The organism is Arthrobacter sp. NPDC058127, assembly GCF_042884555.1.
In the GTDB taxonomy this organism is placed as follows: domain Bacteria; phylum Actinomycetota; class Actinomycetes; order Actinomycetales; family Micrococcaceae; genus Arthrobacter.
Window position 1 is genome coordinate 63,771 of record NZ_JBHVTT010000005.1, and the last position, 11,244, is coordinate 75,014.

Below are 11,244 nucleotides of genomic sequence, written 5' to 3' on the forward strand. Positions count from 1 at the left end.
CGCTCAAATCTCAAAATGGTTATACCATAAGACCTTCGAGACTATTGCTAAGCCGGAGGATGCCGTGAGTTTTCAGATACCTGCTCAAGAATGGCTTGCAGAGTTCGCGGACAACCTGAGCGTGCGGGATTGGCGAAGCCTGAAGGGCATGGGTCTCTTCATTGCTTTGCTTCATGTGGTGGGATTTGGCGTGCTCTTCGGGTTTGTTGCGCCGGAACGATTTAGCCTCGGCGGTGACTATCCGATCTTCACGGTGGGCGTGGGGTTGCTGGCCTACACCTTTGGCCTGCGTCATGCCTTCGACGCCGATCACATTGCCGCCGTCGACAATGCCACCCGGAAGCTCATCGACGACCGTGTTCGGGCCGGGACTGTGGGCGGCGTTCTGCCGCCGCAGCCCCTCTCGCTCGGATTCTGGTTCTCGCTCGGCCACTCGACGATCGTCTTTACGCTTTCCATTCTCATTTCGCTCGGAGCCCAGGCTTTGATTGTCCAAGTGGGGGACGATTCTTCGGCGTTCCATCAGTGGACCGGCGTCATTGGCCCGCTCGTTTCGGCGATCTTCCTTCTGACGCTTGGCTTCCTCAATATGACTTCTCTTGCGGGGATTGGCAGGGTATTCCGCGATATGCGGCGGGGCATTTTCGACGAGACTGAACTGGAGAGGCACCTTGATTCGCGCGGCTTCTTCAATCGCTTCCTGGGGCGCCTCACCCGCGGGGTCCGCAAGCCGTGGCACATCTACCCCGTTGGCGTGCTGTTTGGGCTGGGCTTCGACACTGCCAGCGAAGTGGGGCTGCTGGTTCTCGCTGGCGGAGCGGCCGCTGTGCACATTCCGTGGTATGCCATCATGGTGCTCCCGGTGCTTTTCGCGGCAGGCATGTGCCTGGCGGACACGGTGGACGGCGTATTCATGAATACGGCCTATGGCTGGGCCTTTGCCAAGCCCGTGCGCAAGGTCTACTACAACCTCACGGTGACGCTGATCTCCGTCCTTGTGGCCATGGTGATCGGTGGGATTGAACTGCTGAGCGTTATCGCGGAACAGCTGAGGATCGAAAGCGGCCCGATTGCGTTCATCGCGGGCATCAACCTGGACTACGCAGGGTTTGCGATTGTCGGGCTCTTCTTGGCGGTCTGGTTCACGGCGCTTGCCGTGTGGAAATTCACCGGGATCGAGCGGCGATGGTCCACCGTGCCGATCTCCTCTTCGCCCAAGAGCGACGCCTCGGCAACTCAGCTTACCGAAAGCCGTTGACACCTCGATTTTTTCAAGGGCATAATGGTTAGACCATTATGAGGAGGAGGTCCAAATGGTTCAGATTTCGTATGTCAGTCCCGTCGGCGAAACCACTGTCGTTGACGCCGAGGCCGGCGATTCGGTCATGTCCGCAGCTCTCCGCAATGGAGTATCCGGCATCATCGGCGAGTGCGGTGGGAACAACTCCTGTGCCACTTGCCACGTATGGGTCCGCGAAGAATTCCGGGAAGCCGTCGGCACCCCGGGCGAAATGGAAGCGGACCTGATCGACATGGGCGTCTCTGAGCCACGCGATTGCAGCCGCCTCGGATGCCAAATTGTGCTCGACGACGAGCACAACGGCCTGGTTGTCGACCTGCCGCCCACTCAGCCCTAAATCTCCCCATCCGGGCGCGGCATCTAGAGCCCGGACAACTTTATGTACTCCAGTCAGGACGAAAGGATCCTTCGCAATGTTGCGTACGGACATCAATGAATTGTTGGCCCAGGCGGGTCCGGGAACTCCCACGGGTGACCTCTTCCGCCGCTACTGGCAGCCCGTGCTGCTCGCCGAGGAACTCCCTGAGAACGACTGCCCGCCGGTACGCGTGAAAATACTCTCCGAGCGTCTCATCGCTTTCCGCGACTCCGAAGGCCGCTACGGTTTGATGGACGAGTTCTGCGCGCACCGCGGTGTTTCACTGTGGTTCGGTCGCAACGAACAAGGCGGCCTGCGCTGCCCCTACCACGGCTGGAAGTACGATGCCACGGGCCAGGCCGTCGAGGTCCCGAGCGAGCCGGCGTCGAGCAACTTCTGCGCCAACGTCAAGCTGAAGTCCTACCCGATGGTCAAGCGAGGCGACGTCCTCTTCGCATACCTTGGCGACCCTGCCGCTCAGCCGCCGCTGCCCGAGTGGGAAGCCTACACCGTCCCGGACGGCCAGGTCTTCACCTCCAAGCGCTTGCAGGAGTGCAACTGGCTCCAAGCGCTAGAGGGCGGCATCGACTCGAGCCACGTCACCTTCCTGCATGGCGGCAACTTGGAGAGCGACCCGCTCTTCAAGGGATCCAAGGGCAACGAGTACAACAAGGGCGACCTCAAGCCCTTCTTCGAGGTGGTCGACTACGAAGGCGGGCTGTTGATCGCCGCCCGTCGCAACGCGGAAGAAGGTAAGTACTACTGGCGCGTGACGCCTTGGGTGGTGCCGAACTTCACCATGGTTCCGCCGCGTGGTGACCACCCCGTTCATGGTCACTTCTGGGTGCCGATCGACGACGAGAACTGCTGGGCCTACAGCTTCGACTACCACCCCACCCGCCAGCTCACCGAAGCCGAGGTCGCCGCGATGCGCGCCGGCAAGGGTGTACACAGTGCGAACGACGCGTCCTACCGCCCGCTGGCGAACAAGGACAACGACTATCTAATGGACCGCGAGTCCCAGAGACGCGGCGAAAACTACTCGGGCATCGAGGGCATCGCGCTTCAGGACTCTTCGCTGCAAGAGTCGATGGGCCCGCTCGTCGACCGGACCAAGGAACGCCTCGTAGCCACCGACGCCGGCATCATCAAGGCCCGCCAGAAACTCTACAAGGCCGTCAAGGCGCTGCAGGACGGCGTCGAACCTACGGGCAACCGGGCCAAGGACCAGAAGGTTCGCTCGGTCGCGATCGTGCTCCCGGCCGATCAGTCCTTCGTCGAGGGCATCGGCGAAGCCATGGTCGCCGAACCCGCCAAGCCGCACACTTCGGTCTGAGCCATGTCTGCCCACGATCACGACCACGCGAGTGGTCCTCGCTCGGTGCCGGTTGGCCCGAGCTCCTGCGCTGAGGCTGCGACCGCCAAGGAAGCGGCCTACCGGATCGGCTACCCCTTGTCGGCAGCCCGGAACACCCGCGTCATCGCCCTCGATGACGAAGCGGAGCGGATCGTTCGCTCCGCGGCGTTGCTTGACTGGGGCCAGGCTCGCTTCTTCTCCATGGCCGACCCTGGCGTGGTGCTGGCAGAGGTAGGCGCCTCGGATGTGCCCCTCGATGAGGTCATGACCGACACCAACACGGTTGTCATGGTGGCCACTTCCGGCGAGAACGCGACGGCGGTCGCCGCCATCGGTGACCTCGCCCGTGAACGCGGCGTCATGACGGCAGGACTGGTCATCACGCCGGGTGCGCTCACCAGTGACGCCCTCTTCCACCTGCGTCCCCACGCCCGGATATTGCTGGTCCCGGCGGAAGAGGACGACCTGATTGAACTGTTGAGGGCCACCCGCGCATGAGCACCATGACCATTCCCCAACTCCAAGCCATGAAGGCGGCTGGCCAGAAGAGTGCCTGCATCGTCGCATGGGACTACCAGATGGCACGCATTGCAGACCGCGCTGGCGCGGACGTCATCTCCGTGGGAGACTCCGTGGGCGTCAACCTGTGGGGCCAGTCCCATCCGCTGGAGATCACCATGGAGGAGATCCTCGTGGCCGCCAAAGCGGTGCGCCGTGGCGTCGACAATGCGCTCCTGAGCTGCGACTTCCCCTTCGGCCCCCTTCAGGAGGGTGCTAAAGAGGCTGTCAGTGCAGCCATCCGCCTCGCGAAAGAGGCCGGCGTCGATCTCGTCAAGCTCGACGGCGCCGCCGGCTTCCCCGAGGCGGTCGAGGCCGTCACGCGTGCCGGCGTGCCCGTCTTTGCGCAGTTCGGTATCACGCCGCAGACGGCACTCAAGTACGGCGTCGCGTATTCCCGGGCCGAAGGCGCCCTGGTCCCGGACGAGATGGTCGGGCAGTTCATTGCCGAGGCCAAGCGGCTTGAGTCCGCGGGCGCCGTCGCGCTCAACTTCACGAACTCGGGTCCCGTGGTGGGGCCGGCCGTGGTAGACGCAGTGTCCATCCCGGTGCTCGGCGGTTTCGGCGGCGGTCCATGGCTTGACGGCCGGATCCGGATGTCCACCGCCGCCATCGGCTACAACGCCAAGTGGATCGACAAGGAACCCGCCACCTACGCCAATGTGGGGCGCGTCGCCTATGACGCCCTTACCGAGTGCATCGCCGATATCCGCGGGGCACAGCACCTCCGCGGCCAGGGATAACAGGAGGTAGTCATGCCCGTCGTCGAAATTGATGGAATCCCGACCCGCTACGAAGCGGTGGGCGACGGCCCGCCACTGTTGATGTTCAGCCCGGGCGGATTCGACTCCACTTTGGAAAACTGGACCACTTTTGGCCGCTACCGCGACCTCGGCTTTGTCGATGCGCTCAAGGACAGCTACACCTGCGTGGTCTTTGACCGTCGGGAGTCCGGACAGTCGGGTGGCCGTGTGGAGCGCCTCACTTGGGACCGCTATGTGACCCAGGCGTTGGGGCTCATCGATCACCTCGGCTACGACGCCGTCCACACCATGGGCGGCTGCGTTGGATGCTCGACGGCGGCCGCGCTGGCGGTCCAGCACCCGGAACGCGTGCGCAGCATGGTGCTGTTCTCGCCTGCCGGAGGGCCGCAGTACCGGATGGGACAGCACCGCCGCTTCACCCAGCACCTCGCCTTCGCGATGGAGCACGGGATGGAGGCCGTCGTCGAGCTCGCCCGTTCGATCACCGCCGGATTCAGTAAGGATCCGCGCGTCGGGCCCTGGGCGGCACCGCTGCGCAGCGACGAGCAGTTCGCCGCGGCTTACGCAGCCCTGGACGCGAAGAAGTACGAGCTCATCGTGGACGGAACCGTGCGCGGTCTCTTCGACCGGGATACGGTGCCGGGTGTGGAGGCCGAGGATCTCATGACCCTCCAGGTGCCCGGGCTGATCGTGCCGGGTCAGGACAGCTCCCACGCGCCGTCTGCGGCGCGCTACCTCGAAGAATGCCTCCCGGTTCATGAATACTGGGATGTTCCCGTCGTCGAACAGACCCCGGAAACGTCACCTGCCCGGATCCGGGCGTTCCTCGAGCAGCACTAGTGGGTCCCCTGGTGCTGCTGCGCCACGGTGAGAGCGTCGCGAATGCCAACGATGTGTTCGCGGGTTGGCTCGACGCCCCCCTTACCGAGCGCGGCCGCACCGAGGCGCGCGACGCCGCGAAAAGCCTTGCGGGGCTGCGTCCCGACGCGGTGCACACCTCAGTCCTTGGGCGGGCCGCGGAAACGGCCCGCCTGCTGATCGAGGAAGCCGGCTGGGAACTGTCCCCGAGTGCGCACTGGCGGCTGAACGAGCGGCACTATGGCGCGCTTCAAGGCCTGGTCAAGAATCAGGCGAGGCTGCGCTTTGGTGCAGAGAAGGTACAGTGGTGGCGCCGCGGCGTCGACGGCTGTCCGCCGGGGGCAGATGACGCCGCACTAGCCGCCCAACGCGCCGATCCGCGTTACATGGGGATTCCCGAAGCGGCGGGCGTTGTCGCAGAGAGCCTCGCGGACGTGGCAGAACGCATGACGCCGTACTGGCGCGATGTCCTGGCTCCGGAGCTTGCCGCGGGCCGGAGCATGGTGGTCGTTGCGCATGGCAACGCCCTTCGTGCGCTGATGCACCTGTGCATGGGTAGGCCTTTGGAGGAGACCGCGCGCAGCGAGTTCGGAACCGCCATCCCGCTGACTATTCAGGCCGCTGCCATTCAGGCGCAGATTCCAGTTTCCTGACGGCGATACGCGTCCCTATCCGACGAGCCCGCGGACGGACTCCGCGAAGAGCTCCTCCAGCTTCACGGTCTTGGCCAAGATGTGCTGCTGGCCTGCCTGTTCGATGAGGTCCTCAAGCACGGCGCGGTTCGGTTCGATGCCGTAGGGGAGTGGATCGTCCCAGCCCGTGGCCTCGAGCACGTTCAGGTGCAGGCGGTCCGCGGAGTCGGGCTCGGCGATCGCACCAGCCTTGAGGTCCGCCACGTATCGGCGCTTGGACTCGGCGAACGCCTCGAAGACGGCTGCCGCGGCGTCGGGGTGAGCCTCGAGGACCTCGTCCTTGATGACCACAAGGTGGTTGATTGGGTACAGACCCGTTTCGCGCAAGGCGGTGAGGGCGACGTCGTTCGGGTTGGAGATGAGCGGGACAAGGGCGGGGGAGTCGTCCTTGACCCCGATCGCGGCCTCTAGCTCGCCCTCGAGCACCATCTGTTCGAGGGTTTTGCCAGGCGGGGCGGAAATGACGTTCGACGGCGGCGTGTACGCTTCGACGTGCTCGTCGCCGGAGAGGACCCAAGTGACGGAGTCGAGGTCAAGGCCGTACTGATTTGCCAGTATTGAGCGGGCCCAGACGCCGGTGGTCACGGTGTAGCCTCGGTTCACGCCGATGCGCTTGCCCACGAGCTGTCCGGGATCGGTGATGCCCGAATCGTGGCGGACCACGATCGCGTTGTGGTGGAAACCGCGGACCAGGAAGATCGGCACGGCGGTGAACTTTACGCCGTGTTCCCTGGCGGTGAGGTAGGTGGTGAGCGCCATTTCGCTGACGTCGAAGGCAAGCTCGCGGACCATGCGACGGAATCCCTTGACGAGGACGGGGACCTCCTCGAAATCGAGCGAATAGCCGGCGGGGGCAATCGTGCCGTCTTTGACACGCGTGTTGTTCCCTTGGGATCGGCTAAGAGCGGAAAGCTGGACGGGCATGTTGCCTCCGGGTGAGGTCTAGTGACGGTCGATGTTTCCATGGTAAATTGGACTAACCATTTTGCCAAGGCCGTTAGGCCGTGCTTGAGGGAGCCAGTAGATGTCTGAGAAGGTGCTTGCGGCGGTCCGGGTTGCTCCGGGAACCACCGAAATGCGCGAATTTGACCGGCCGAATATCGACGATGAATCGGCCCTGTTGAAGATCGAGGTCGCAGGAATCTGCGGCACGGATGTGAAGCTTTATTCCAAACCGCCCACTACCCCGGCCACGCAGGGCCCTGTGATCATGGGCCATGAAAACGTTGGCGTGATCGTGGAGGCCGGCGAAAAGTTCAAGAAGCGCCAAGGACTCAAAGAGGGTGACCGTGTCTTCGTGGAGCATTATGTTGCCTGCTTCAGCTGCGAGTGGTGCCGCATTGGCGAATACCGCCACTGTCAGGCCACCGACTGGCGCACCAACCCGGACGCGCGCCGTTTCGGATACACCTCCGCTGACTTCCATGGAACTCTCTGGGGCGGATTCTCGGAATACATGTATCTGCCGTGGAACGCCGTGCTCCACAAGATCCCGGACACGATCACCGCGGAAGAGGCCGGCCTGGTCATGCCGCTATCCAACGGCATCGAATGGGCGCTCCTGACCGCCGGCGTCGGCTACAACGACACTGTTTTAATCCAGGGCCCTGGCCAGCAGGGCCTTGCCCAGCTTGTTGCCGCCAAGACCGCCGGCGCTGCCCAGGTGATCGTCTCAGGCACTACGCGTGACAAAGCCCGTTTCGAGCTGGCTAAGGAACTAGGCGCCGACGAGGTGATCGACGTTCTCACCGAGGACCCGCGCGAGAAGATCATGGATCTGACCAACGGCAGGGGCCTGGACTTTGTGCTCGACTGCACCTCCCGCGCCGGTACCGCTCCGGTGTTGCTCGGCGTCGACGTCCTCAAGCGCCGCGAGGGCACCCTGCTCATCCAGGGCGAGCTGGCGGCGTTCCCGGATTTCCCGGTCAAACAGGTTACCGAGAAGGCCATCACCATTAAATCGGCCCGTGGCCACTCGTTCAACGCTTGCGAACTTGCGGTGGCTCAGCTTGCCTCCCACCGCTACCCATTGGAGAAGCTCGCCACGCACCGCTATGGCATCGACCAGGTGGACCACGCCATCCGCGTGCTCGCCGGCGAAACCGACGAGGATGCCATCCACGTCTCGATGATGCCCGAAATGATTGGTCAGTCCGGCGGAGCGGTGCGCTGATGGCCGGCCTTGTCGTGACTAACCCGCCGCGCGCCGAACGGGACATCGTGGACGCCTTCGCTAGCTACGGCGTCGCCACCGTTCATGAGGCCCAGGGTCGCGAGGGCCTGCTCGCCTCGCACATCAACCCGGTGCAGACGGGAGCCCGGATCGCCGGCAACGCCGTCACCGTCACGGTCGCCCCGGGCGACAACACCACCATCGGAGTTGCGGTGGAGCAGTGCGCCAACGGCGATGTGCTGGTTGTTGCGCCCACGGCGCCGTGCGATATGGGCTATTTCGGCGACCTCCTTGCCACCTCGCTCAAAGCACGCGGCGTGCGCGGACTCGTCATCGAAGCGGGGGTGCGGGATGTGGCCGATCTTCAGGGGATGGGCTTCCCGGTATGGTCCAAGGTGGTCTCGGCCGAGGGCACCGGCAAGGGAACACTTGGCGACGTCAACGTCCCTATCTCGATCGCCGGCAGGATCGTGAATCCCGGTGACGTGGTGATTGCCGACGACGACGGCGTCGTCGTCGTGCCTCGCCTTAGAGCAGCCGAGGTGCTCGCCGCCTCGAAGGCGCGCGAGGAGAAGGAAGCGACGGCGCGTGCGCGGTACCAGGCCGGCGAGATTGCCTTGGATGTCAACGACCTGCGTCCGCTGATTGAAAAGGCCGGCATTCGTTACGTCTCTTACGAGGACTGGATTCAGGAGGCCCTTAAGTGATCATCGACATCCACGGCCACTACACCACGGAGCCTGTGCAGCTGTTCGCCTTCCGTAAGGCCCAGCTCTCCGATGAGAACGCCACGCTCGCGGCGATCAGCGACGACGAGCTTCGCGAAAGCGTGGAGCCAAACCAGCTGCGTGTGCTGAAGGAGCGTGGCGGGGACCTCATGGTCTTCTCCCCCCGGGCTTCGGGCATGGAACACCACGTCCCGGACGCTGGCATCGCGGACGCTTGGGCACGGGCCTCGAATGACCTGGTACATCGTGTGAGCCAGCTGTACCCGGAGCACTTCGCGCCGGTGGCCCAACTGCCACAGACGCCGGAAGGCAACCGCGCTGGCGTCATTGCCGAGCTGCGGCGCACGGTCACCGAGCTTGGGTTCGTTGGCGCGAACCTCAACCCGGATCCCTCAGGTTCCTGGGCGGGAAAGCCACTGACGGACGAGTCCTGGTTTGACCTCTACGAGGTCATCCAGGAACTCAACATCCCCGTCATGGTCCACGTGTCCACGGCGTGCAATCCGAACTTCCATACCCTGGGTGCGCACTATTTGAACGCCGACACCAGCGTGTTCATGCAGCTGCTGCAGTCGGACCTCCTCCAGCGCTTCCCGGGGCTGCGATTCGTGATCCCGCACGGCGGCGGCGCGATCCCGTACCACTGGGGCCGCTACCGTGGCCTGTCCATGCGTAACGGTTGGCGGGACCCCTCCGAGCTGCTGAAGAACGTCTTCTTCGACACCGCGGTGTACCACCAGCCGGGCATCGACCTGCTGACCCGCGTTGTCCCGTCCCGCAACATCCTCTTCGCCTCGGAGATGCTCGGTGCCGTGCGCGGAGCGGACCCGGAGACCGGCGTGGAATGGGACAACACCCTGGTCTACGTCAAGAGTGCCGGCCTGTCCGGGGAGAATGAACGCCGGATCCTCCTGGAAAACGCCCTTGAGGTCTATCCGGGACTGGCCGCGCGCGTTCCTGCGGTTTCCTGAGCCGAGCATCCTGGCCAAACGACGGCGCCCCTCACCTCGGCGGAGGTGAGGGGCGCCGTCGTTTGGTGAATGCCGCTCAGACTGCCGGGGCTGCCACGATGTCCTTGAGCGACACGTTCGTGTCTTCGGCGAGCTCAGCGGGAATGGTGCCGCCGGCTCCGAGGAGCTTGCGGACCGCCATGTAGTCACGCGGGGCATTGATGGAGTCGATCGCGATCAGGCGTCCGGCAGCATAGTAGAGAACCGAGAACTGCTCCGTGTCCGGTTCACCACGAACCACTACTTCGTCGTATCCGGTGGAGAGGCCGGCAATCTGGAGTTTGAGGTCCGCCTGGTCTGACCAGAACCACGGCACGGCGGCCGGGCTCTGCGGACGTCCCACGAGCGTTGCTGCGGCAATCTGCGCCTGTGCAATCGCGTTCTGGACGGATTCGATGCGATGGCGGCCTTCGCCGGTGAGCGGGTGTGGAAGGGTGGCGCAGTCGCCAGCCGCCACGATGTTCGGGTTGCTCGTGCGTGCGAGCGTATCCACGACGATTCCGCGATCGATCTCGAGACCGAGCTTCTCAGCCAGATCGGTGTGTGCCACGAGCCCGATTCCCACCAGCACGACGTCGGCGGGCAGCACCGTGCCGTCGTCGAGGCGGATGCCGGTCACCGAGTTCTGTTCGCTGCCCTCAATGGCCTCGATGCCCGTGGAGAGGAGCGCTTTGGTGCCGCGTCGCTGGTGCGCCGCCAGGTAGAACGCGGAGACTTCGGGAGCCACGGCACGTCCGAGAAGGCGATCAGCGACGTCGACGACGGTCACGTCTTTGCCGGCCGCGGTCGCCGCCGCGGCTGCTTCCAGGCCGATGAAGCCACCGCCGATGACGACGACGTTCGTCGCCGCCTGCAGGCGGGTGCGCAGATCATCGGCGTGAGCGATGTCCCGCAGCACACAGACACCGTCGAGATCGGCGCCGGGAATCGGGAGCCGGCGCGGCGTGCCGCCCACGGTGAGTGCGAGGCGCGCGAAGGGGAGCTTTTCTCCCGTGCTGGTGATGGCGATGCCGCTGCCTGAGCCCGGAGCGTCAAGCACGATGTTTTCGATGTGGGTGGAGAGGCGTAGTTCGATCTGCCTCTCGGCGTACCAGTCGAGTGAGCGGAAGCCGAGAGACTCAACTGATGCCTTGCCAGCGAGGTAGGCCTTGGATAGTGGCGGGCGCTGGTAGGGGGCGACGTCTTCGTTGCCGACCAGAACGATGGGTTCGGTGTCGCCGAATTCGCGCAGCGATGTTGCAATCTGCAGGCCGGACTGGCTGGCGCCGATGATGAGGGTTCCGGGAGCGGAGATGGTCATGTGATCCTCCATTGGTTAGTCCATTAAACCTTAGCGCGCCGAAGTGCCGCTTGGCGAGGGCTGGGGTCGCGTGTCCGAATTCACGAAAAACCTTGCTTTGGACTAACAATTGAACCTATGGTGAATCCATGACTGCTACACCTAGT

General features: G+C 64.1%; 12 protein-coding genes. 10 read left to right on the forward strand and 2 right to left on the reverse strand.

Annotation, left to right across the window (positions count from 1 at the left end; translation table 11 throughout):
• The first annotated feature begins 64 nt into the window (after positions 1–64).
• From ACFVTG_RS09490 to ACFVTG_RS09520, 7 genes are all read left to right on the forward strand, one after another.
• Positions 65–1,258, forward strand: a complete 1,194-nt coding sequence (locus ACFVTG_RS09490; RefSeq protein ID WP_390279859.1) for a HoxN/HupN/NixA family nickel/cobalt transporter — start codon at positions 65–67, stop codon at positions 1,256–1,258.
• Positions 1,259–1,313: 55 nt separating this feature from the next.
• Positions 1,314–1,637 (forward strand): 2Fe-2S iron-sulfur cluster-binding protein, encoded by a 324-nt coding sequence (locus tag ACFVTG_RS09495; RefSeq protein ID WP_390279861.1) that lies wholly within the window; start codon positions 1,314–1,316, stop codon positions 1,635–1,637.
• Between the two features lie 76 nt (positions 1,638–1,713).
• A complete protein-coding gene (locus ACFVTG_RS09500; protein ID WP_390279864.1) occupies positions 1,714–2,994 on the forward strand; it encodes a Rieske 2Fe-2S domain-containing protein in 1,281 nt (426 codons plus the stop codon).
• Between the two features lie 3 nt (positions 2,995–2,997).
• Complete coding sequence (locus ACFVTG_RS09505) at positions 2,998–3,513, forward strand: hypothetical protein (RefSeq protein ID WP_390279867.1); 516 nt, start codon at positions 2,998–3,000, stop codon at positions 3,511–3,513.
• Positions 3,510–4,316, forward strand: a complete 807-nt coding sequence (locus ACFVTG_RS09510) for a 3-methyl-2-oxobutanoate hydroxymethyltransferase (protein ID WP_390279869.1) — start codon at positions 3,510–3,512, stop codon at positions 4,314–4,316. The genes ACFVTG_RS09505 and ACFVTG_RS09510 overlap by 4 nt, the downstream gene beginning before the upstream one ends.
• Positions 4,317–4,328: 12 nt before the next feature.
• Complete coding sequence (locus ACFVTG_RS09515; RefSeq protein WP_390279871.1) at positions 4,329–5,177, forward strand: alpha/beta fold hydrolase; 849 nt, start codon at positions 4,329–4,331, stop codon at positions 5,175–5,177.
• Complete coding sequence (locus ACFVTG_RS09520) at positions 5,177–5,848, forward strand: 2,3-bisphosphoglycerate-dependent phosphoglycerate mutase (protein WP_390279873.1); 672 nt, start codon at positions 5,177–5,179, stop codon at positions 5,846–5,848. The genes ACFVTG_RS09515 and ACFVTG_RS09520 overlap by 1 nt, the downstream gene beginning before the upstream one ends.
• A 15-nt stretch (positions 5,849–5,863) precedes the next feature.
• On the opposite strand, the gene ACFVTG_RS09525 is transcribed toward ACFVTG_RS09520, so the two are convergent.
• Positions 5,864–6,811 carry a hypothetical protein gene (locus tag ACFVTG_RS09525; protein WP_390279875.1) on the reverse strand — a complete coding sequence of 316 codons (948 nt, stop codon included), beginning with the start codon at positions 6,809–6,811 and terminating at the stop codon, positions 5,864–5,866.
• Positions 6,812–6,911: 100 nt separating this feature from the next.
• Between ACFVTG_RS09525 and ACFVTG_RS09530 the strand changes: the two genes are divergently transcribed.
• Genes ACFVTG_RS09530 through ACFVTG_RS09540 form a run of 3 tightly spaced genes read left to right on the forward strand, consistent with a single transcriptional unit; the run spans position 6,912 to position 9,759 of the window.
• Positions 6,912–8,060 (forward strand): zinc-binding dehydrogenase, encoded by a 1,149-nt coding sequence (locus tag ACFVTG_RS09530; protein ID WP_390279878.1) that lies wholly within the window; start codon positions 6,912–6,914, stop codon positions 8,058–8,060.
• On the forward strand, positions 8,060–8,767 hold the full coding sequence (locus ACFVTG_RS09535) for a 4-carboxy-4-hydroxy-2-oxoadipate aldolase/oxaloacetate decarboxylase (protein WP_390279880.1): 708 nt from the start codon (positions 8,060–8,062) through the stop codon (positions 8,765–8,767). The genes ACFVTG_RS09530 and ACFVTG_RS09535 overlap by 1 nt, the downstream gene beginning before the upstream one ends.
• The gene (locus ACFVTG_RS09540) at positions 8,764–9,759 is read left to right on the forward strand and encodes an amidohydrolase family protein (protein WP_390279883.1); all 996 of its coding nucleotides are present in this window, start codon (positions 8,764–8,766) and stop codon (positions 9,757–9,759) included. The genes ACFVTG_RS09535 and ACFVTG_RS09540 overlap by 4 nt, the downstream gene beginning before the upstream one ends.
• 76 nt (positions 9,760–9,835) lie before the next feature.
• Here the strand turns inward: ACFVTG_RS09540 and ACFVTG_RS09545 are convergent, their stop codons facing one another.
• Positions 9,836–11,098 (reverse strand): NAD(P)/FAD-dependent oxidoreductase, encoded by a 1,263-nt coding sequence (locus tag ACFVTG_RS09545; RefSeq protein ID WP_390279886.1) that lies wholly within the window; start codon positions 11,096–11,098, stop codon positions 9,836–9,838.
• Positions 11,099–11,244: the final 146 nt, after the last annotated feature.